The sequence below is a fragment of the Ancylomarina salipaludis genome (assembly GCF_004122035.1).
Classification (GTDB): domain Bacteria; phylum Bacteroidota; class Bacteroidia; order Bacteroidales; family Marinifilaceae; genus Ancylomarina; species Ancylomarina salipaludis.
Map to the genome: position 1 here is coordinate 17277 of NZ_SAXA01000018.1, position 23011 is coordinate 40287.

Below are 23011 nucleotides of genomic sequence, written 5' to 3' on the forward strand. Positions count from 1 at the left end.
CTTAACAAGTAAAAATAATTCAATTTAACTCGTTGATATGCTTTGCTATATTCAAAACATATGTCATCGGTCAAGTCTTTTGATTTCTCAAAAATTGACCAACAAATATAGGATATTTTAAATAAAATAATGTTTTTTCTCTTTGAACATATGTCATTAAACTCTCTACGGCATTAGAAACAAGCTGCTTTCGGCCAATATTGAAATACCTAATTTTATCTCTAATTCTGGTTTCAAATTTCTTTTCCATATGTGCTGTATTCTAATCTATTATTATTAATTTCGCAAACCGAAAATGGTCCTAATTTCAAGCTTTCCAACATTTCTGTAAAGAGATGATTTAAAAGGTAAAAGGCAAATTTTCTCACAAACAATACATTGTATTTTATGTATTGATATATTTATTTTTAATTGCTTCTCATCTTTTCCCAAAGATAAAGCAGAGGCATAAATTAAAAGATTCGCGTTTAAATGATTTCAGTTTCAAATCTATCTATTCAGTTTGGTAAGCGTACACTGTTTCAGGATGTTAACTTAAAGTTTACACCCGGGAATTGTTACGGTATCATAGGTGCCAATGGTGCCGGTAAATCAACTTTCTTAAAACTACTTTCAGGTGACTTAGATTCAACATCGGGTCGGGTTGCAATGGAACCAGGCGAGCGTCTGGCTGTACTAAAGCAGGATCACTATGAATTCGATGACTTCACCGTTCTTGATTCAGTTGTGGCTGGTCATTCTGAGCTTTGGTCAATCATGCAGGAAAAAAATGACTTATATGCTAAGCCTGACTTTTCTGAAGCAGATGGGATTAAAGCTTCTGAGCTTGAAGAAGAATTTGCCGAAATGGGTGGCTGGAATGCCGAGAGTGATGCAGCAGAACTTTTGAGTGGTTTGGGGATTAAAGAAGCCCTTCATTACAAAATGATGTCTGAATTGAGTGGTAAGGAAAAAGTACGTGTTCTTTTGGCACAAGCTCTTTTTGGTAATCCTGATAACCTTCTTCTGGATGAGCCCACCAATGATCTTGACCTTGAAACAGTGATGTGGTTAGAAAACTACTTGGCAAATTTCAACAATACTGTAATTGTGGTTTCTCACGACCGTCACTTTCTTGATTCTGTTTGTACTGATATTGTTGATATCGATTTTGGTAAAGTGAAAATGTTCTCTGGTAACTATACGTTCTGGTATGAGTCTTCACAGTTAGCTGCACGTCAGCAAGCCAATCAAAATAAGAAAGCTGAGGAAAAGAAAAAGGAACTTCAGGAGTTTATTTCTCGATTTTCTGCCAATGTGGCAAAATCCAAGCAAACAACTTCCCGTAAAAAAATGCTTGAGAAATTGAATATTGAAGATATCCAGCCTTCAACCCGTCGTTACCCAGGTATTATTTTCCAACAAGAGCGTGAAGCAGGTGATAAGATTTTCTCTTGCACAGGCTTAAGTAAGCAAATTGATGGTGATGTTTTATTTAAGAATGTGGAATTCACAATTGAAAAAGGAGAAAAAGTAATCTTCTTGTCACGAGATCCACGTGCTATGACTTCATTATTTAATATTATCAATAATCAAGAAAAAGCAGATTCGGGATCGTTCGAATGGGGCGTAACTATTACACCTGCTTACTTGCCAGTTGATCACAATTCATTCTTCCAGGAAGATATTACGCTAAAAGACTGGTTAGCTCAATATTCTCCTGATACCTCAGAAATCTTTCTGAGAGGTTATCTGGGCAAAATGTTATTCTCAGGAGAGGATATCTTTAAAAAAGCCAATGTACTTTCCGGAGGTGAAAAAGTTCGTTGTATGATATCAAAAATGATGCTGAATAATGCCAATCTATTGGTTTTGGATACACCAACCAACCACTTGGATCTGGAGTCTATTCAATCATTTAATAATGCCCTGATCAACTTTGGTGGTACAATTTTAATGTCATCTCATGACCACGAATTTATCCAAACGATTAGTACTCGTGTCATCGAATTAACACCCAATGGAACCATTGATAAATTGATGGATTACGACGAATATATATCCAGCGATAAGATTAAAGCTCTTCGCGAGGAAATGTACCAGTAGTCTGAACATACAGATATTTAAAATCCCTCTAAGACCTTAGTTTTAGAGGGATTTTTATATATAAAGAATTTGTCAAGATCATTAAAAAAATATCTATTGGGTCAACTCAGCCAATATATTTCGAACAATAGATACAGATTCAACCTTATATTTGGCAGCTGTGTGTTTTAACCCCACTTTGATGGTATGTGCTGTATCAGGGAGTTCCCTAAACATATATTCATCTGTCCAGTCATCACCCACCGCTAAAATAAAATCAAAATCCTTATTTTTAATGAATTGCAAAGCTGCTATTCCCTTATTAATCCCCCCGGTTTTTACCTCAATCACTTTGTTTCCTTCTAATATCTCGAGATTATGATTGGCAATCATGGTTGTTAATTCATCTTTCAATTCATTGGCTCTCAAATCAGCTTGTTCTGGTTCGGCTTTTCTAAAATGCCAAACTAAAGAGTAATTCTTTTCTTCAATAAAAGTGCCAGGCGTTCGGTCAACAAAAGTTTCGAGTATTGGTTTAATGCTTGACTTCCAAGCATCTGTAACATTTGAAAGCATTTTCCATTCTCGATTTAATTTTTTACTCCAAACCCCGTGCTCAACAATTAAGTTGATTTTATGTCCTTTAAACCAAGTTTCAAGACTTGCTCTATCACGTCCACTAATAATGGTAATAACATTAAGGGGATCTTCTTCCAACTTATATAATAATTGGTGCAATTCTTCATCGGGTTTAGCATCACTGGGATTTTTCTTGAAACCGGTCAGCGTCCCATCATAATCCAAAAACAGGGCACGCATCTTAGCATTCTGATAATCAGATTGTATTTTATCCATTATCGTATTGTTAATGCGTTTGGCATGCAATGAATTTTGAATATTCTCCATCCTCGAAAGAGATTTAACAAACTCACTTGACCATTTAAACACGTCGTAACGTTTGATTCTGTCTTGTAGGAATATCATGCGTTCGCGTTGTTCATCAAGAGGCATTGTCAGGGCTTGTTTGATGCTGTCAGCTATCTCATTAATATTATTGGGATTAATGATAAGCGCCTCTCCCATTTCTTTTGCCACACCGGCCATTTCGCTAAGAATGATTACTCCGGTTCGGTTGGTTCTGGATGCAACATATTCCTTTGCAACCAAGTTCATTCCATCGCGCACAGGTGTAACCAGCGCTACATCGCAAGAGCTGTATAATTCGATGAGACTCTCAAAAGGCATCGACCGGTAAAAGTACCAAACCGGTGTGTAGTTAATATTACCGAATTGCCCATTCACATTTCCAACCAACTCTTCAACTTCTTTCTTGAGATTGATATAGTGTTCAACTGTCCCACGTGAAGGCACTGCCAGCATTATAAGGGTTACTTTTCCAACAAACTCAGGATAGTCCTTTAAAAACTTTGCAAAAGCTTTTAAGCGATTCGGTATTCCTTTCGAATAATCTAATCTGTCAATGGATAGAATTAATTTGCGATCTGGTGACAGGAGAAAGTATTTTTCAAGTTCACGGTGCAATTTTGATTTTTCCTGAAGTGGTTTCTGAAAAATATCGGATGCTGCCTTTTTAAATTTGTCATAATCAATCCCCATGGGGAAAGCATCAACAATAATAATCCGATCCTCTATTTGGATCTGATTAAAAGAAATTTCATAGCCCATTAAACGACGAACCGAACTGAAAAAATGACGTTGATAGTCATAGGTGTGAAAACCGATTAAATCAGCTCCCAGCATACCTTGAATTAATTCTTTTCGCCAAGGCAATATACGTAAGACTTCGAAAGACGGGAAAGGTATATGAAGAAAAAAACCAATTGTAACACCAGGCTTCTTTGATTTAATCATTTCGGGAACTAATAACAACTGGTAATCATGAATCCAAATAGTATCTCCTTCTTCTAATGTTTCAAGAGCTTTATCAGCAAATTTCTTATTCACATTTACAAATGCCTCCCAAAGTTCCGGATCGTAATCGATATACTGGGCAAAATAGTGAAATAAGGGCCAGATTGTTCGATTACTAAAGCCATCGTAATACAACTCAATTTCTCTTTTAGAGAGATGAACGGAAATACAATCTTCTTCAAATAATTTTTTTTCAATTCTGTCAGCCAGCCCATCATCAATGTCATCACTAGGTAAACCCGGCCATCCAATCCACTTTCCATTATATTCTTTATAAACCGATCGCATACCTGTAGCCAAGCCTCCAACGCTTGGAATCAGGTCTATTTGGTCATCTTTTAGGTTTATACTAAATGGTAGTCTATTGGAAACAATGTGTATTCTATTCATAAAATCAGAAGTTTTATTTTACTGAATAATTAATTGAATATCATGAAAATTAGCTACTTTAAGATTTGTTTCGTGAACACATACTAAAGTAATCTTTTTTTATGAAAAATTTAAATTATGGCGTCGTTGGAAATTGTCGGTCTGCAGCATTAATTTCTGAAACAGGATCTTTGGATTGGTTATGCTTGCCTCAGTTTGACTCTTCATCAGCTTTTGCTAAAATTATTGACAAAGAAAAAGGGGGTAGTTTTGAAGTCATCCCAGAAAAATTAATTCGCAGTGTTCAATACTATAAAAAAAACACCAACATTCTCTGTACACGTTTCATTTGTGAAGATGGAATCTTTGAGCTAGTGGATTTCATGCCTCGATATATTACAGAGAATAATGATTATTATTCACCACCTGACCTTGTTCGGTATTTTAAACACATAAAAGGGAAACCAAGCTTTCGTATTTTTTACAATCCCAAGTTGGATTATGCCCGTAATCATACTGAAAATAAATATGGTGAGTTCGATTTCATTAAATCATTTACGACAACAGGAACTTACGATTCTCTTTATCTGTATACAAGTTTTGGCTGTGAGTCAGTTTTAAATAGTGACATTATTCGACTGGAAAAACACGAATTTTGTTTGGTTACCTATAATCAGAAACTCTTAAAACAAACAGATGAAAGAATTTATCTGATTATGCAAAGAACCAAAACCTATTGGTTGAATTGGTCAGAAAAAACAAAAACTCACCCCAAATATAAAGATGAGATCAATCGATCTGCCCTGGTTTTAAAATTACTTAACTATCAAAAGTCGGGCGCCGTATTGGCTGCAATAACCACGTCTTTACCTGAAACTATCGGTGAGGTTCGTAATTGGGATTATCGTTTTTGCTGGATTCGTGATGGCTCTATGGTTGTTAAAATTCTCACCCAATTAGGACATTATAATGTCGCCAAACGCTACTTGGATTTTATTATGGATATTATTCCTGAGAAAAAAGAAAAAGTTCAAATTATGTATGGTATTAATGGTGAAAAAAATCTCCAGGAATACGAATTAAGCCATTTGGCCGGTTATGAAGGATCAAAACCGGTACGCGTAGGAAACGCCGCTTACAAACAAAAACAAAATGACATATATGGTATTCTGTTGGATTTGATTCATCAACAATTCGAATTATTTGAAAATTCGTTGGAACATACCGAAGAGCTCTGTACAATTGTGCGAAGCATTGTGAATGTTGTGGACGAAAATTGGCAAAAACCTGACAAGGGAATCTGGGAAATTCGCGGCAAGAGCCTTCATTTTACCTTTAGTAAGGTAATGTGTTGGGTGGCTTTCGATCGGGCTGTAAAAATCGCTAAACTCCTCAAAGCTGACTACTATGTGAACAAATGGATTCCTTATCGCGAAGCTGTAAAAAAAGACATCATGAAAAATGCCTGGAATGAAAAAGTACAGGCTTTTACTCAATATTATGGCTCAGATGACTTAGATGCATCAGTTTTGTTAATGGAAAGTTATGGTTTTATTGATGCTTCGGATGAAAAATACGTTTCTACGGTTCTCACTATTCAAAAAGAATTGGAACATGATGGACTGATGTTTCGCTACAAAAATCATGATGATTTTGGAACTCCAAAATCTGCTTTTACGATTTGTTCGTTTTGGCTTATTAACAGCCTTTTCAAGATTGGCAGAAAGCAGGAAGCCAAAGAAAAATTTGATATTCTAATGAGCTATTCCAACCATTTAGGCCTATTTTCGGAGGATATCGATTTTGTATCGAAACGTTTGCTGGGTAATTTTCCTCAGGCCTATTCTCACCTGGCAGTAATCGAAACAGCATTAAATTTATCAGAGGATCAATCATCTGAAACAGAAGGACTATTGGAACAGTTAAATTGTTAAAATAATTTTAATAGAAAACTATTGGGAAAAACATTTTAATCCTATCATAATATAATTATTTTTGCGCCTTATTTAAAATTAATACAAATTATATTATGAATCCTATACTCAACCGAAACCTCTATTTCGTTAAGGAGCATGTTGGAATGTTTAAGGCGGCCAACAACTTTGATATTTTAGATCCTGAAAATCAGGAAATGATTATGAATTGCCGTGAAGAAAACCTTGGTTTTTTCACCAAACTATTTCGATTCACGGGTTATAAAAGAATGACACCTTTCGATGTAGAAATAAAGACTATTCCCGGAGCTAAAGTTCTTCGTGTGAAACGAGGGGTTTCACTTTTTTTATCTAAGGTAGAAGTGTTCGATGAAAACGAGCAATTAGTCGGACGATTTAAACAAAAATTCTTCTCTATTGGAGGCAAGTTTAGTGTTTTTGATGTAAACGACAAACAACTTTGTACTCTAAAGGGTAAATGGACCAGCTGGGATTTTAAATTCATGAAAGACAATGTCGAATTGGCTCATGTGAGCAAAAAATGGGCAGGTATAGGAAAAGAATTATTTACAACTGCAGATAACTACATACTGGAAATTAAAGATAATGTACCAACTGATCAGCCTATACGCGTTATGATACTGGCAGCAGTTATGTGTATCGATATGGTTCTGAAAGAATAAGATATCAAATGATTCGTTCCAATAGGCTATCTTTGAAAATGGGGTTTCTATTGGATATTGGCATTTGATTACTCTATAAAATTGACTAAAACTTTAAATTTTCCTTAATCTTGCACAAATGGGACGTGGTATATCAGATCAGGATGCTTTTATTCGGGAATTCAAATTCCAAACCTCTCGAAGTAGTGGTCCCGGTGGACAAAATGTAAATAAGGTGAGTTCCCGGGTTGAATTGCGTTTTAATCTGAAAGAAACGCAATTACTTAGCGAAGATGAGAAGGATATCCTTTATAAGAAACTGGCTTCACGTATTAGTCAGGAAGGGATCTTAATTGTTGTCGTTCAGATAGATCGCTCTCAATTACGAAATAAACAGTTGGCTATTGAGCGATTTTTCAAACTGGTTGCTTATGCTCTCAAACCGGAAAAGCAACGTAGAGCGACAAAACCGAGTCGTGCAGCTCGCGAAAGACGTTTGCAAGCCAAACGCTTGGGAGCCGAAAAAAAAGCCCGTAGGCGTGCTTCAGATTGGAAAGACTAACCGGGGATTTCACGAAGACAATGCAATTTTGTGAAAACACTCTTATTTTAATTAAGAAAAATTTATCGATACGAGTCTATTAAAATCGTTTATTACTTCTGAAATAAAATAGGCTGCCCAATTACTTAGGCAGCCTTTATACATTCTACGAAGTGTTTTAATCTTCGTCTTCTTCGAAATCATCGTCATCACTGGCATACTTCTCTTCGTATTGTTCTCTTCTACTGCTTAAGAGTATACCATCATCATCATAATCAGAATCCTGATCCACCAATTCGATTGCTTTACGCACTGACATTCGAACCATATAGATTTTTTCATCGGTTTCGAATGGTAAAGCTGATACTAACTCACCTTTATGGTTTGTAAATTCAATAAGGTGTTCACTAAAGCCTTCTAAATAAAATAGTTTGATCTGCTCTTGTATTTCTTTTGAGAGCTTCTCATAATTTTGAATGACTTTTGGTTTGTTCGTTTCCATGACTAGAATAAAATAATTAAGTGTGAATTACCAGCCCAAAAGGTAAGCAAAAATCAAAGGAGCAACAATAGTTGCATCAGATTCTACAATAAACTTTGGGGTTTTGATATCCAGTTTACCCCAAGTGATTTTTTCATTTGGAACGGCTCCTGAATAGGATCCATAACTGGTTGTTGAGTCAGAAATCTGACAAAAATAGCTCCAGAAAGGTGTTTCGGTTCTTTCCATATCCTGATAAAGCATTGGCACTACGCAAATTGGGAAATCACCTGCAATACCACCACCAATTTGGAAAAAGCCGATGCCATTGTCTTGTGTGTTTTCAGTGTACCAATCAGCCAACCAAGTCATGTATTCAATACCTGATTTCATAGTAGACGGCTTCAATTCGCCTTTCAGACAATATGAAGCGAAGATATTACCCATGGTTGAATCTTCCCAGCCTGGAACTACGATAGGTAAGTTCTTTTCAGCTGCGGCAAGCATCCAGGAATTCTTAGGATCGATCTCGTAATATTGCTCCAGTACACCAGAAAGTAACATCTTATACATATACTCGTGAGGTAAATAGCGTTCACCAGCCTCCTCTGCTGCTTTCCAAATTTCGAAAATATGCTTCTGCAAACGACGGAAAGCTTCTTCTTCAGGAATACAAGTGTCAGTTACACGATTTAATCCTTGCTCCAACAAATCCCACTCCTGCTGCGGTGTAAAATCACGATAATCCGGCACACGACGATAGTGTGAGTGTGCAACCAAATTCATAATATCTTCCTCAAGATTGGCACCTGTACAAGTAATAATCTGTACCTTATCCTGACGAATCATTTCAGCCAATGATTTGCCCAACTCTGCCGTACTCATGGCACCTGCCAGGGTAATCATCATTTTATTGCCCTGCTCAAGCTGTTGTTCGTAAGCTTTAGCTGCATCAACCAAAGTTGCTGCATTAAAATGTTTGTAATGCTCAGTTACAAATTGTGATATGGGTCCTTTTGTTGTCATTTTATGCGTTATTATCTAATTGTAATCTTCAAAAGATTTAAATTGTTTTTTTACCTGGTATTTGCTTTATCGCGTTTGGTTTGCCAGCATGAATTTATAGGATAGCATTTTATAATACAACTTAGCTACTAAAAATTCAGGGGCTTTATTGCCTTTAACAGGGGCTAATTCAACCAAATCAAAACCCAATACCGTTTTTTGTTCAAATACCTTTCTCAAGTAACGAATAGTGGTATTCCAATCCAATCCTCCGGGTTCAGGTGTTCCTGTTGCCGGCATGATAGAAGGATCAAATGCATCCAGATCAAAAGTAATGTAAACCTTCTCTCCCATCATATCAATGGATTTTTGCATCCACTCATCAGTTCCGTAAATATCTTCAGCGAGAAAGCATTTTTCTCTGTTTAAATAAGCCAACTCGCTTGTATCCATACTTCGAATACCAACCTGAATTAAATTGGTGTTTTTTGAAGCATCGTGCAAGGCACAAGCATGATTATAAGGAGTTCCCAAATAATCTGAACGAAGATCAGCATGAGCATCCAATTGCAAGACCGTGATATCAGGATACTGTTCATAGAAGGCTTTAATCACCCCTATGCTAATGGAATGTTCCCCTCCAAAAAATGTGGGGAATTTTCCTGATTCAATCATTTTCTTAGCTACGCGGTAAGATTCTTCAACAACTGCTTCAGGACTGTGATTTACCGTCAATTCTGGAAGAATATGTATACCTTTTGTATAAACTTCTGAATTCGTTTCTATATCGTAGAGCTCCATATTTTCGGCAGCGTCTAAAAAGGCTTCAAAACCATTATCAGCACCTTTTCCCCAGGTACTTGTTCCATCATATGGTATAGATTGCAATAAGACAGAAGCAGATCCAAAAGCTGCAAACTCGTCTTCTATTCCAGCAAAATTATTCATGCTACTTTTAATTATTCGTTATAACCAAGAATATTCATCATATCATCAACACTTTGTTCGTTACGGTAAACGTAATCTATAAAGTTGCCCGATTCATCTCTATCCACAATAACATGTTTGGGTGACGGGATCAGGCAATGTTTAATGCCGCCGTATCCTGAAATAGAATCTTGATATGCTCCCGTATGGAAAAACCCAATATAAAGAGGTTCTTTCGCCTTAGGAGAAAAACGTGGCAGCATAATTTGCTGATTAAAGTCTTCTGAGTTGTAATAGTCAGAATGATCGCAAGAAATACCACCTATATTAATTTTGGTGTAATCGTTATCCCATTTATTAATAGGCAATAGAATAAATTTCTCGTGGATAGACCATGCATCCGGTATCGTATTCATCAATGAGTTATTGATAATGTACCACAATTCATGATCGTTTTGCTGTTTTTGTTCAACCACTTCGAAAATAATAGCACCACTCTCACCTACCGTATATTTTCCAAATTCGGTGTAAATATCAGGTTCATGAACCCCTCCGTTATCGCAGGCTTCTTTAATATTATTTACAATTTCACGAATCATATATTCGTAATCGTATTCAAATCCCAAGTGGTTTCTAATTGGAAATCCACCACCCAAATTTAAAGAGTCAAGCGATGGGGATTCTTTTTTTAAAGCAACAAAAAGATTAAGTGCTTTCTGAAATTCCCCCCAATAATAAAGGCTGTCTTTAATTCCAGAATCAACAAAAAAGTGAAGCATTTTTAATTCCACATTTTTATTGTCTTTGATATGCTTATTAAAAAACTCAAGCATCTCTTCAGGGCGAATACCTAATCGTGAGGTATAATAAGCCGATTGAGGTTCTTCATTAATTGCCATTCGAACACCAATCTTTATCTTTCTTTTCCCAACAAGCTTTTGCAAACGACTCATTTCGCTGGTGCTATCAAGAATGATGATACAGTTCTCAAACCCCGCATCAATCAACTTGATAATTTTAGATAAATAATCAGTGGTCTTGTAACCATTATGCACGATGGTATGTGTTAGACTCAATTCTCCTTTCTGGTGGAGTTTTAAAATCAAATCGATATCGAAAGATGACGAAGTCTCCAGATTGACATTGTGCTTAAGTGCCTCACCAATAACATGATGAAAATGGCAACACTTGGTGCAATAACAATAATTATACGTGCCTCTATAATGTGAGGCTTTAATAGCGCGATTGAATAGATTTCGCGCTTTTTTGATTTGTTCTCCAATCCGAGGCAGATATATTAATCGGAAGGGTGTCCCGTATTTTTCAATTAAATATTTGATGGACACTCCATGAAAAGACAGGTAGCCTCCACGCAAGTCAAAACCTTCCTGAGGAAAGTAATAGGTTTGCTCAATCAAATCAAAATATGTATTCTTCATTTACACCATAAAAAATAAAATCGTTTTATAAAAAAGTGAGCGAATATATCATTTTTTTTAATCGCTTGTTTCCCTCTAAAATATTTTTGAGCGATTTTTGTTGTGATACAAGATAAAATTAATCTTCGAACTTACACCTAATCTTTTTTATTGAAAAGATAAAAAAACAATAATCAAAATGGAAATTAGACAAGCTAATATTGACGACGCGCTTAATATTAAATACTTAAAAACTCAGGTTTGGTTACATACATACGCAACTCAAGGTGTTTGTAACGAATATACAGAATATTTAGATGCAAATTTCACAGTTGAAAATTGTTTGAAAAAAATTGAAGATAAAAGTAAATTTTGTTTGGTAGCTGAACAAAACGGGTTCCTGATTGCATATTGTGAATTAGATTTTACGGCTATTTCTCCTGAAAACAAACAAAACATTGCAGAAATGACCATTTTATATGTTTCCGAACATTTCCATGGTCAGGGTATCGGAAAAGCTCTCATTATTGAAGCCGAAAAGCGACTTGCTTCTTTAGGTAGGTATACATACTGGCTGTCTTGTTATATTGAAAATAAAAATGCCATTGAATTTTATAAGTATCTCGGTTTTAAATCAAGCTCCTCAATCTTTTTTACCATGAATGACAATAGATATGAAAATCTCGTATTTCAAAAGGAAATAAGGATGAAGATACAATAATTATCCTGGGTCTGTTTTGTTTATCAGCTTCTCTTTTCTAATTTCGACAACTACCCTTTCTCTTCTAATCACAAAAATCAGCTAAGACTTGCTATTTCGGATAAAAACATCTTATTTTGCGAAAGCTTATTTTGATCGATTCCATATAATAAGATATCGATTTTAATAGCCTTATATTTCAAAAAAAAAGCAAGACAAAATAAATGAATTCGCATAAAGTTATTAGCATCAGAAACCTGACTCCATCAACTTACGTTATTCGAATGGAGAAAAAGGATTTTACATTTAGAACAGGACAATACATTACTCTTGGTTTTAGTGGTAGCATAGATCGTAGAGAATATTCAATATACAGTGCAGAACAAGATGATTATTTGGAGGTCTTAATCAAAGAAGTTGAAGACGGGTTGCTTTCAAAGAGATTGAAAAAATGCAAACCAGGTGATGAATTGGATGTGGATGGTGCATTTGGTCACTTTTCACTTAAAGACGATGAAATAAAATCTAAGAAATTCATGTTTATTAGTACAGGAACAGGTATCTCTCCTATCCATAGTTTTATACATACACACCCTGAGATGGATTACACTCTTTTGCATGGTATTCGTCATAAAGAGGAAGCCTATGAAAGTGAGTCGTATGATCCCAATCGCTACATTTTATGCACTTCAGGAGAAAATACAGGTGATTTTAACGGTCGGGTAACCGAATATCTTCTGAAAAATCCCGTATCACCTGATACAATCTGTTATCTTTGCGGCAATTGTCACATGATTTACGAAGCCTATGATATTCTTGAGAAACAAGGTATCAAATTGGGCCCAATACATACCGAAGTTTATTTTTAAAACAAGGTGCAGAAAGATGAGCCAAAGCTATTTTGCTTATGATTTCAAAATAAGAATTCGTAAATTAATTTGATGGTTATTAAATCATCGTATTTGCAAATAATCATATTATCAGATTGAAATGAAATATCATCTAATATCACTGGGCTGTCAAATGAATGCTTCTGATGGAGAGCGCGTTAGAACCGTGATTGAACAAATGGGTTATACCTGGACTGAAGAAGAAACTGAAGCTAATTTAATTGGAATTCTGGCCTGTTCGGTACGTCAAAATGCGATCGATAAAGTTTATTCTAAAATAGCAAAATGGAATAGATGGAAAAATCGTTCCAACCTGATTACCTTTGTTTCTGGCTGTGTTCTGCCTTCTGATCATGAAAAGTTTTTAAAGCTTTTCGATATTATCTTTCAGATGAAAGATTTGCCAAACTTGCCAGAAATGATTCATCAATATGGTATTACAACCCCCAACGGGATCCAAAATGGTTTCGATACTCATAATGATAACATTACAGAGTTTTGGAATGTAAAACCTGATTATGCTTCCGATTTTGAGGCTTTTGTGCCCATTCAGAATGGTTGTGACAAGTTTTGTTCATTCTGTGCGGTTCCTTATACCCGTGGACGGGAAGTGTCACGCCCATCATCAGAGATACTTGCAGAAGTCAGATCTTTGGTTGGCAGAGGTTATAAATCGATTACACTATTAGGACAAAATGTAAATTCATACGGTTTGGATAAGCCTGATACGGAAATCATGTTTCCCGAATTGCTTCGTCAAATTGGGGAAATGGGAAATCAATTAGCAAGCGAATTTTGGGTTTACTTCACCTCACCTCACCCTCGTGACATGACCGATGAAGTCATTGAAGTGATTGCTCAGTACAAGTGTTTGGCAAAACAAATCCATTTACCTCTTCAATCTGGTGACGACAAACTGTTGATTGCTATGAATCGTAAACATGGACTCGAAAAATACCGACAATCCGTTACAACCATTCGCCGTTTGATTCCTGAAGCCACGTTATTTACCGATATTATTGTTGGTTTTACAGGTGAACGTGATGAGCAATTTGATGCTACTCGTGCTGCACTGAAGGAATTTAATTTCAATATGGCTTATATTGCTAAATATTCACCGCGTCCCGGAGCATTAAGCCATCGTTGGTTCGATTCAGTACCGCTTGAGGTAAAGAAAGAGCGTCATCAGGTTTTAACCGAAGATTTAAAACTGACTTCAAGAAATTATAATGAAAGTATGATTGGCAAAATCTTCAGGGTTTTGGTGAAAGGACCTGCAAAACACGAAGGCTATTTGGCCGGAATGACAGAAGGTAAAATCAATGTTAGGTTTTTGACTGATAATACAGATTTGATCGGACAAATTGTTGATGTTAAAATCAAATCGGCAACTGATTTTTCTGTAGAGGGAGATCTTATCAATTAATAATAGAATAGCTGTGCGTTCTGACAAAGAATGCAAACAATATAGAATAAAATGAAAACAATAGCCTTTAAAACCTTAGGTTGCCGTCTGAATCAGTACGAAACAGATGCTCTGGCGTCTACCTTTCAGAACAACAACTACAAGTTGGTTGATTTTGAAAGCGAAGCTGATGTTTATGTGATTAATTCATGTACAGTTACACATCAGAGCGATCACAAATCACGTAACTTCATCAGTCAGGCCAATCGTCGAAATAAGGATTCTGTTTTGGTTGTAACAGGCTGTATGGCTAACAATGCAAAAGAAGAGTTAGAAAGTAGGGATGAAATCAATTATGTGCTTGAAAATGACAATAAATCGGCCCTGTTTTCATTGGTTGATTCACATTTCAAAGGCGAATTAAAACATCCGTCACAACTTGATAAAGATCTTTTTGCTTATGGGGCTACTGAAAAAGGCTTTCATACCCGCAGCATGATCAAGATTCAGGATGGATGTGATAACTTCTGCACGTTCTGTATCATTCCATCGGTGCGTGGTCGTGCTAAAAGTCGTCCTTTTCAGGCCATTCTCGACAACGTGAAGGCTGTAATTAATCAGGGTGCAAAAGAGGTTGTGATTACCGGCGTGAATATTGGTCGTTACGAATTTGAAACTTACAAATTTGATGATTTAATTGAAGCTATTCTGAATTTGGATGGTGATTTCCGTCTAAGAATTTCCTCGCTTGAGCCAGATGGTTTTGGTGATAAATTTTTAGGCCTGTTGTCTCATCCTAAAATGACACCTCACCTGCACCTTTGTCTGCAGTCAGGTTCTGATGAAGTGCTTTTGAGAATGCGTCGTATGTATACTGTCAAGACCTTTAGAAACACAGTTGAAAAAGTCAGAGCCATTCGTCCTGATTTTAACTTTACAACGGATATCATTATTGGTTTTCCGGGCGAAAGCGAGGCTGACTTCACCGAAAGCTGTGATATGATTAAGAATCTTGAATTTGGTCATGTGCATGCTTTTAAATACTCTATTCGTAAGGGAACACGAGCTGAAAGAATGACCGATCAGGTTTTGGAGAAAACGAAAACCGAAAGAAGTGAGATTCTGAGAGGCATTGCTGAAAATAGCAAACTGAACTACAGAAGCCAGTTTATTGGTAAAATTCAGCGAGTTCTTGTTGAAAGCACAGATGGGAATACGGCTAAAGGTTATGGCGAACATTATATTCCGGTCCAGTTTGAAGGTGAAAACCTAAAGAAAAATACGTTCTATAGTATTTTAATAAAAGATATTGCAGCTGAAAATGATGGCCTGTTATTAGGTGAGTTAGTTTAACTATTTTTTAGCCCCGTGGAAAACCACTGAATCCAAAGCAACAATCTGATTATCCTGAAGAACTTTGATTTGAACACAAAGTTCTTCGGTTATTTTTACATTCATTCTGGATTCAGAAAGTGCAAAAACTGACTGTTTTAGTGCCAGAAATTTACCTTTCTCGAGTGTCTTCTGTTTTTTTATCCGACTGCGACTAAAAATTTCTAATTCGTAATTCAAAAATACATTCTCATTACCTGTATTTTCGATTTTAGCTTTAACTGATAAAGCATTTAGCTCACCTTCAATCTCAATCCAAGCCTTAATCTGATGCTCTTTAGGAGCTGAATTAAGCCCTAAAAGACCAAAGAAATGGAGCACTATGAGAAATTTATAAATCATAGAAAGAAACTAAATAGAACCGTATTATAAAAATAGGTAAGATTGACATAACTATCACTAAGTTTTACAATATATTTATCAATGATTTACAAATTCCTGTCAATTATTATTTTATTAGTCGTTTATTATGAAATGTTTGTCAAGGAATTTATGGTAACAAGGGACTCACACAGAGAAAAATGCTCGATGCAGATTAGTGAATCCTTCGTCAGACAACAAAGCTGGAATAATCTGCATTTAAAAAGCGACGCAATTCCGAAGTGCTGATTCTTACCTTAATTTTCCCACCCATGATATAGGAGATATTACCCGTTTCCTCTGAAACAATAATTACATGGGCATCAGTTATTTGACTAATACCTATCCCCGATCTGTGACGCAAACCCAAACTACCAGGAATATTAGGATTGTCAGAAACCGGCAAGATACAACGTGCGGCAAGAATGCGATTGTTATCCAAAATTAACGCCCCGTCGTGTAAAGGCGAATTTTTATAAAAGATCGATTCCAATAAGCTAGACGAGATACGAGCCTTTATTATTTGGCCGGTCTCAGCAAAACTATATAAATCAGTCCGTTTTGTAATCACAATCAACGCCCCGGTTTTCGTCTTTGACATATTCTCACATGACTCGATGAGGGCATTTATTTCATTGTCTTTTATCGACTTGTCATCAACAGCCAACCATTTTTCAAAAGAAAACTTCTGACTAAAATTGTAACGAGATCCCAGATGTAGCAGGAATTTTCTTACCTCTTGCTGAAACACGATGATTAATGCAATAACACCAACTCCTATAAACTGGCCAAGTATACTACCAAGCAGTTCCATATTGAGGGCCTTTACAAATAGCCACATCAAATAAAACAAAAACAGTCCGACAAAAATATTGATAGCTACCGTTCCTCTAATCAGCATATAAACCTGATACAGTAAGAAAGCCACCAGTAAAATATCCAGGACATCGAAAAAACTTAGCGTTATAAAAGCTAGGGGCATATGTAAAATATTAAGCTAATTATGACTTTAGAATATACAGTGCATCTTGTTTGAAATGCATCCTTAACAAAAATAGAAATTTATAATAGATAATCCTTAAGAGAGAAGCTCTATTATTTAATCAACACCTGATTGTAGATCTTCACGCATTCAACAGCCTCTTTTACATCATGAACACGTAAAATATGAGCACCACCCATAAGAGCAACCATGTTTAAGGCAGTTGTGCCATTTAAACTATCTTTAGCTTCTCCACCAAGTAATTTGTAAATCATCGATTTACGTGAAATCCCAATTAATAAGGGCAGGTTAAACGCCTTGAAAGCTTCCAGTTGAGACATAATTTGATAGTTATGCTCCAGTGTCTTACCAAAACCAAAACCTGGATCTATAATAATATCTTTTGCGCCAAGCTCATTCAATTGCTTCACTCGTTCTTCAAAAAACTGGACTAATTCAGCCATAAGATCTTTGTAGACAGTTTGCGATTGCATGGTTTGAGGTGTGCCTTTGATATGCATCATGATATAAGGCACCTTTAATTCAGCAACGGTTGCAAACATTTTATCATCCATTGTACCACCTGAAATGTCATTCACAATGCAAGCACCAAACTCGCTAACAACTCTGCGAACCAGTTCTGAACGAAACGTATCAATCGACAAAACCACATCCGGCAATTCTCTCCTAATAATTGCCAAAGCCGGTTGCATTCGTCTCCACTCCTCTTCAACATCGATATCTGCGGCTCCCGGGCGCGTTGAATAGGCTCCCAAGTCGATAATCTCTGCGCCTTCTGCAATAATTTGTTTGGCTCGTTTTAGAATTGAATTGGCATCGATATATTGTCCACCATCAAAAAAGGAATCAGGTGTTAAATTCAAAATCCCCATAACCAAAGGTTTATCAAAAGATATTGAATTCTTACCACACATAATTGATTCGATCTTCTGATTTGAAGGATTTGTTTTATATTTTTGCATGTGATGGCTATTTTTATTAATAATTGAACAAAAATAAAAGAAAATTGTCAAAGCTGCCGGTTTGTCCTGAGATAAGACGTTTTTATTATTTAATTCAATTATCAAGATAGACTGATTCATTAAAAATTAAGCTTCATTTATAGATGACTACAATAGAACAAACTCAAAAATCCAACATGACCACCAACGAGCAATACGATAGCATTATCAAGATTTGTACCGATATCTATACCAAGAAAATGAAAGATTATGGTACGGCATGGCGTATTTTACGTCCGACTTCACTAACGGATCAAATTTATATCAAAGCGCAACGTATTCGGAGTATTGAAGAAAAAGGGATGAGTAAAATTGAGGATGATATTCGTTCTGAGTTTATTGGTATTGTAAACTATTGTATCATGGGAATCATCCAACTTGAACTTGGCCCTTCGGACGAAGCCTTAGATCATGATAAAGCTTTGGAATTGTATACTAGATACTTTCAGGAAGCCAAAAGCTTGATGGAAAAGAAAAATCATGATTACGATGAAGCCTGGAGAAGTATGAGGGTGTCTTCTTATACTGACCTGATTTTGATGAAAATTAATCGCACCAAGCAGATCGAAGATAATAAAGGAAAAACGATTATATCGGAAGGAATTGATGCCAATTACTACGATATGATTAACTATTCGGTATTTGGACTAATTAAGCTGGAATTCGGTGAATAAACATATTATAAGCAACCCCCAAAAGTAAACAATTGCATGAGCTTACTAAGATCTATAAGCCGCCTTCTGGTCGGTTCCCTTTTTATTTTTTCAGGCTTTGTTAAAGCCATTGATCCTATGGGATCGACCTTTAAGTTTAAAGATTATTTTTTGGCTTTTGGAATGGATTCATTGACAGGTATTGCCTTTTCAATGGCTATTATCCTTTCCACGCTCGAGTTCAGCGTCGGAATGCTTATCTTATTTAATGTGTATAAAAAAAGTGCATCCTGGCTGGCACTTCTTTTCATGTTATTCTTCACTCCCCTTACATTGCTGTTAGCTCTGACGAATCCGGTTACTGATTGTGGCTGCTTTGGTGACGCATTAATATTAACGAACTGGGAGACATTTGGAAAAAACATTATTATTCTGGCTTTTACTCTTGTTGTATTCTTTACCCGAAATATGGAAAAAGATAAAAGCTCTAAAATAACTCAGAACCTCTTGCTTGCCTTTTCATTAATGATTGCATTGGGCAGTTCTTATTATTCATATCGCCACTTACCCTTTATCGATTTCCGTCCTTATCACATTGGTGCCAATATTCAGGAAAGTATGACGATTCCTGAAGGTGCACCCGCTGACGAATACAAATCTATTTTTAAATACGAAAAAGATGGCGTAATTAAGGAGTTTGATGAAAGCAATTACCCCTGGCAGGATTCAAGCTGGACTTATGTTGACGTTGAGCAGATTAAAATTAAAGACGGTTATAAAGCGCCTATCCACGATTTCTCTATCTCGAATGAGCAGTCTGGTGATATTACCGAACAAATTCTGAATGACTCATCCTACACATTTTTATTGGTCAGTCGTCATCTTAAAGGAATGAATCTTACAAATTTGAAAGAGATTAATGAATTGGCAGATTGGTGCAGAAATCAGAACTACAATTTCATCTGCTTAACGGCTTCTGCTGATGATGAAATAAACAGCTTTAAAGAAAAGAACAATGCTTTCTACGAATTTTATACTACTGATGAAATTCAGTTAAAAACCATTATTCGTTCCAACCCTGGTCTCGTACTTTTACAAAATGGAACGATTTTAAACAAATGGCATTGGCGAGATATACCCAAAACAACAGAAATAAAGGCTAATTTAGCAGCCTATTCAATAACACAACATCAAACACTGACTAATAAATTAGTTATTTTAAGTATTACAACAACTTTACTGCTTTTAATCGGAGGATTCCTTATACTAAAGTCCCGATTTAAGCTTTAAAAAACAGATGACAGTTATGAGAAAAAAAATTGTTGCAGGAAACTGGAAAATGAACAACAACCTTCAAGAAGGTATCGAGTTGGCAAAAGAAATTAACGGTTTGGTTGAGTCTACCGATATCAAAGATGTTCAAGTTATCATTGGCGCTCCTTTCGTTCACCTTACTGAGCTAAATAAGGCCATTACCAGCAATAAGATTCGTGTTTCGGCTCAGAACTGTGCCGATGAAAAAAGTGGTGCTTACACAGGTGAAATTTCAGCTTCTATGATTGCATCTACAGGAACTGAATGTGTGATTCTTGGTCACTCAGAGCGTAGAAGCTACTATGGTGAAACCAGTGAAATTCTGGTAAAGAAAACCAACCTTTGCCTTGAAAACAATCTAACACCAATCTTCTGTATTGGCGAAGTTTTGGAAGAACGTGAGAGTGGAAAGCATTTTGATGTGGTTAAATCTCAAATTGCTGACGGTTTATTCCACCTTTCTGTTGAAGATTTTGGAAAAGTAATTTTGGCTTATGAACCCGTATGGGCGATTGGTACGGGTGTAACGGCATCAGCCGATCAGGCTCAGGAAATGCACGCTTTTATCCGCAAGACGCTTGCTGAACAATACGGTGAAGAGGCTGCACAAAACTGTTCTATTCTATACGGTGGAAGCTGTAAGCCATCTAATGCCAAAGAGCTATTTAGTAACGAAGATGTTGATGGTGGTCTTATTGGTGGTGCTTCGCTGGTTGCTGAAGACTTCATGGGTATTATTACTGCCTTTTAATTTAAGAAATTGGAAAAATTTAAAAGTCGGGGAACAAATACGTTTCCCGACTTTTTTATGCTTTTTATAAAATACGAAATAGGCTATTCTTGCAATCCTTTGATACATTCGAGGGCCTTTTCTGCATTATCCATATCAACCAATAACTCAATAGCTTCGGGAGATCCACCAATGAATCCTGCATGAATTCCAGACTGAAAATCATCTTTAATAATAGACGAAATACCTATTTCATCCAGGCACTCCATATAGTAGTTGACATCAATAATTGAACCTTTAAATACGCAAACACTTTCTTTTCCTTCGGTCATAATATTTAATTTTAGATGGGTTTAAATTCATGTTTCTATTAAAGATAAGATCTATTTTCTTAATATCAAGCGATTAAATCTTGTATTTGGATCATTATTTCAATACAATGTAAAAGTATGACATTACAAATAACATCGCATAAATGGCCTATTTCCGGTTTCTTTAGCCACTTCTTTAAAACCCACTGCTTTATAAGCTTTAGAAATCCCTGTCCAGGCAAAAGCATCCGGATATTTACTGAAAGTAGAATTACAAGGATAACCTTCAATAACTTTGGCCCCTTGCATACCGCAATAATCGATTAGATGCTTTAACAAGGCTCTTTTAACGCCTCTCCTTCTCCAGTTTCTTTTAACAAACAGACAAGTGATAACCCATGCATTCCTGTCTTCAATTTCAAGTAGCTCTTCCGATTTGGGTAATCTTGGGAAGTGTTCCCGATTTCCAAAAGAACACCAGCCAATAGGTTCATTAGCATTGTAAACGATAATACCCGCAAGCTCACCTGATTCGACCATTGCTTTCATTGCAAGCCGATTTTTCTCCCCTTTACCAGCTTCAAATTCTTCTGCCTGCAAACGCCAATACATGCACCAACACCCATTACATGTTCCTCTTTCAGCAAAAAGATATTCAAAATCACTAAAATTGGAGATATTCAAAGGCTGAAAACTGAGCTGATTCTTTTGATTTGGTTGATCCATAATTCTTGTTTTTGTTTTGAAGATACAAAAAAAAGAAACTGATTTCACCTAAGAATGATTCAATTTAGGACGAATTCGTTGACGGTAAATCTGACTCTTTGAATACTTATCGTGAAATTTTGAACGCATCAAAATTCTTTCCTCCTGTGGCAAGGCAATAATGTCTTTACATTCATCGGTGCAGCAACCTTGGTATTGCTCACGACAAGACTGACATTGAATAAAAAGGAGGTGACAATCATCGTTAGCACAATTGGTATGGGTATCACAAGGAGCCCCGCATTGGTGACATTTGCTTATAATTTGTCCATCAATACTTTCTCCCAAACGCTCATCAAAAACAAAGTTTTTACCAATAAATTTTGATTTAACTCCCAGTTGTTTGATTTGTCGGGCATATTCAATAATACCACCATGTAACTGATTTACATCATTAAAACCATGATGTCTGAGGTATGCACTAGCCTTTTCGCATCGCACCCCTCCTGTGCAATAAAGCAAAACCTTATTATCCTTTTTATCAGAGAAGTCATCAACAACCATTTGAATTTCTTCCCGGAAAGTATCCACATCGGGACATATGGCATTTTCAAATTTACCAACTTCACTTTCGTAATGATTTCTCATATCTATCACAACAGTATTGGGATCGTCCAAAGATTCGTGAAATTCCATTGGACTAAGATGTTTCCCAACATTGGTCACATCAAAACTCCCATCATCCAAACCATCAGCAACAATCTTCGGACGAACTTTAATTATTAATTTGAAGAAAGATTTCCCGTCATCTTCTACAGCCCATTTTATCGGCATATCTTTCAATTCGACCCGAACATTCAAAGCTTCCTTAAAAGCGTCTAAATTGTGCTCAGGAACGCTCATTTGAGCATTTATTCCCTCACGGGCAATATAAATTCGTCCCAAACAACCTAATTTATCCCATTCAAGAAACAAGGCATCTCTAAACGATTGGGGATCTTCAAGTATAACGTAACGATAGAAAGAAAGTGTTGTGCGTTTAAAACTCTCTGCATGAAGTTTTTTGAGCGCTTCCTCCTTGCTCAATTTATTGTGGAGTTGCATTTTATTTTTATTTAGAATAATTTAAAATGCAAAAATAATGGATTTGAAACGAGTTGCAAAGATTTGACTAATAAATCAGACCTGAAAGTGTTTTATTGCGTAGTATGCAA

At 36.2% G+C, this 23011-nt stretch carries 22 protein-coding genes; 11 read left to right on the forward strand and 11 right to left on the reverse strand.

The window, feature by feature from the left end; translation table 11 throughout:
• The first annotated feature begins 471 nt into the window (after positions 1-471).
• Positions 472-2085 (forward strand): ABC-F family ATP-binding cassette domain-containing protein, encoded by a 1614-nt coding sequence (locus EO244_RS15125; RefSeq protein ID WP_129255530.1) that lies wholly within the window; start codon positions 472-474, stop codon positions 2083-2085.
• A 93-nt stretch (positions 2086-2178) separates the two neighbouring features.
• Here EO244_RS15125 and EO244_RS15130 read toward each other — a convergent pair whose 3' ends face one another.
• Positions 2179-4386, reverse strand: a complete 2208-nt coding sequence (locus EO244_RS15130; protein ID WP_129255531.1) for a bifunctional alpha,alpha-trehalose-phosphate synthase (UDP-forming)/trehalose-phosphatase — start codon at positions 4384-4386, stop codon at positions 2179-2181.
• Positions 4387-4487: 101 nt separating this feature from the next.
• Here EO244_RS15130 and EO244_RS15135 point away from each other — a divergent pair, with 101 nt between their 5' ends.
• From EO244_RS15135 to arfB, 3 genes are all read left to right on the forward strand, one after another.
• The gene (locus EO244_RS15135; RefSeq protein ID WP_129255532.1) at positions 4488-6299 is read left to right on the forward strand and encodes a glycoside hydrolase family 15 protein; all 1812 of its coding nucleotides are present in this window, start codon (positions 4488-4490) and stop codon (positions 6297-6299) included.
• Positions 6300-6394: 95 nt separating this feature from the next.
• A complete protein-coding gene (locus tag EO244_RS15140) occupies positions 6395-6982 on the forward strand; it encodes a phospholipid scramblase-related protein (protein WP_129255533.1) in 588 nt (195 codons plus the stop codon).
• Between the two features lie 118 nt (positions 6983-7100).
• Complete coding sequence (gene arfB / locus EO244_RS15145) at positions 7101-7523, forward strand: alternative ribosome rescue aminoacyl-tRNA hydrolase ArfB (protein WP_129255534.1); 423 nt, start codon at positions 7101-7103, stop codon at positions 7521-7523.
• 157 nt (positions 7524-7680) lie between these two features.
• Here the strand turns inward: arfB and EO244_RS15150 are convergent, their stop codons facing one another.
• The 4 genes from EO244_RS15150 to EO244_RS15165 form a co-directional block, all read right to left on the reverse strand.
• Entirely contained in the window at positions 7681-8004 is a 324-nt protein-coding gene (locus EO244_RS15150; RefSeq protein WP_129255535.1) for a hypothetical protein, read from the reverse strand.
• A gap of 27 nt (positions 8005-8031) precedes the next feature.
• Positions 8032-9009 (reverse strand): deoxyhypusine synthase family protein, encoded by a 978-nt coding sequence (locus tag EO244_RS15155; protein ID WP_129255536.1) that lies wholly within the window; start codon positions 9007-9009, stop codon positions 8032-8034.
• 66 nt (positions 9010-9075) lie between these two features.
• The gene (speB, locus tag EO244_RS15160; protein ID WP_129255537.1) at positions 9076-9936 is read right to left on the reverse strand and encodes an agmatinase; all 861 of its coding nucleotides are present in this window, start codon (positions 9934-9936) and stop codon (positions 9076-9078) included.
• 11 nt (positions 9937-9947) lie between these two features.
• Entirely contained in the window at positions 9948-11354 is a 1407-nt protein-coding gene (locus tag EO244_RS15165; RefSeq protein ID WP_129255538.1) for a type III PLP-dependent enzyme domain-containing protein, read from the reverse strand.
• A gap of 178 nt (positions 11355-11532) precedes the next feature.
• On the opposite strand from EO244_RS15165, the gene EO244_RS15170 reads away from it, so the two are divergent.
• The 4 genes from EO244_RS15170 to mtaB all read left to right on the forward strand — a co-directional run bounded on the left by EO244_RS15170 (position 11533) and on the right by mtaB (position 15681).
• Positions 11533-12054: a GNAT family N-acetyltransferase gene (locus EO244_RS15170; RefSeq protein ID WP_129255539.1), complete on the forward strand. Its 522-nt coding sequence runs from the start codon at positions 11533-11535 to the stop codon at positions 12052-12054.
• Between the two features lie 203 nt (positions 12055-12257).
• A complete protein-coding gene (locus EO244_RS15175) occupies positions 12258-12902 on the forward strand; it encodes a ferredoxin--NADP reductase (RefSeq protein ID WP_129255540.1) in 645 nt (214 codons plus the stop codon).
• A 121-nt stretch (positions 12903-13023) separates the two neighbouring features.
• On the forward strand, positions 13024-14349 hold the full coding sequence (gene miaB, locus EO244_RS15180) for a tRNA (N6-isopentenyl adenosine(37)-C2)-methylthiotransferase MiaB (protein ID WP_129255541.1): 1326 nt from the start codon (positions 13024-13026) through the stop codon (positions 14347-14349).
• 51 nt (positions 14350-14400) lie between these two features.
• Positions 14401-15681, forward strand: coding sequence for a tRNA (N(6)-L-threonylcarbamoyladenosine(37)-C(2))-methylthiotransferase MtaB (gene mtaB / locus EO244_RS15185; protein ID WP_129255542.1), 1281 nt, complete (start codon positions 14401-14403; stop codon positions 15679-15681).
• Here the strand turns inward: mtaB and EO244_RS15190 are convergent, their stop codons facing one another.
• The 3 genes from EO244_RS15190 to folP all read right to left on the reverse strand — a co-directional run bounded on the left by EO244_RS15190 (position 15682) and on the right by folP (position 18045).
• Positions 15682-16062 (reverse strand): hypothetical protein, encoded by a 381-nt coding sequence (locus EO244_RS15190; RefSeq protein ID WP_129255543.1) that lies wholly within the window; start codon positions 16060-16062, stop codon positions 15682-15684.
• Positions 16063-16270: 208 nt separating this feature from the next.
• Positions 16271-17062 (reverse strand): diadenylate cyclase CdaA, encoded by a 792-nt coding sequence (gene cdaA, locus EO244_RS15195; RefSeq protein WP_129255544.1) that lies wholly within the window; start codon positions 17060-17062, stop codon positions 16271-16273.
• A gap of 113 nt (positions 17063-17175) precedes the next feature.
• Positions 17176-18045 (reverse strand): dihydropteroate synthase, encoded by an 870-nt coding sequence (folP, locus tag EO244_RS15200; protein WP_241687993.1) that lies wholly within the window; start codon positions 18043-18045, stop codon positions 17176-17178.
• 143 nt (positions 18046-18188) lie between these two features.
• Between folP and EO244_RS15205 the strand changes: the two genes are divergently transcribed.
• The 3 genes from EO244_RS15205 to tpiA are packed head-to-tail and all read left to right on the forward strand — an operon-like array spanning position 18189 to position 20802.
• The gene (locus EO244_RS15205) at positions 18189-18758 is read left to right on the forward strand and encodes a DUF1599 domain-containing protein (protein WP_241687994.1); all 570 of its coding nucleotides are present in this window, start codon (positions 18189-18191) and stop codon (positions 18756-18758) included.
• A gap of 36 nt (positions 18759-18794) precedes the next feature.
• On the forward strand, positions 18795-20027 hold the full coding sequence (locus EO244_RS15210; RefSeq protein WP_129255545.1) for a BT_3928 family protein: 1233 nt from the start codon (positions 18795-18797) through the stop codon (positions 20025-20027).
• 16 nt (positions 20028-20043) lie between these two features.
• The gene (gene tpiA / locus EO244_RS15215) at positions 20044-20802 is read left to right on the forward strand and encodes a triose-phosphate isomerase (RefSeq protein WP_129255546.1); all 759 of its coding nucleotides are present in this window, start codon (positions 20044-20046) and stop codon (positions 20800-20802) included.
• Positions 20803-20885: 83 nt separating this feature from the next.
• Here tpiA and EO244_RS15220 read toward each other — a convergent pair whose 3' ends face one another.
• The 3 genes from EO244_RS15220 to trhO all read right to left on the reverse strand — a co-directional run bounded on the left by EO244_RS15220 (position 20886) and on the right by trhO (position 22901).
• Positions 20886-21113, reverse strand: coding sequence for a putative signal transducing protein (locus tag EO244_RS15220; protein ID WP_129255547.1), 228 nt, complete (start codon positions 21111-21113; stop codon positions 20886-20888).
• A 123-nt stretch (positions 21114-21236) separates the two neighbouring features.
• The gene (locus EO244_RS15225) at positions 21237-21818 is read right to left on the reverse strand and encodes a GNAT family N-acetyltransferase (RefSeq protein ID WP_129255548.1); all 582 of its coding nucleotides are present in this window, start codon (positions 21816-21818) and stop codon (positions 21237-21239) included.
• Between the two features lie 48 nt (positions 21819-21866).
• Entirely contained in the window at positions 21867-22901 is a 1035-nt protein-coding gene (trhO, locus tag EO244_RS15230) for an oxygen-dependent tRNA uridine(34) hydroxylase TrhO (RefSeq protein WP_129255549.1), read from the reverse strand.
• Positions 22902-23011: the final 110 nt, after the last annotated feature.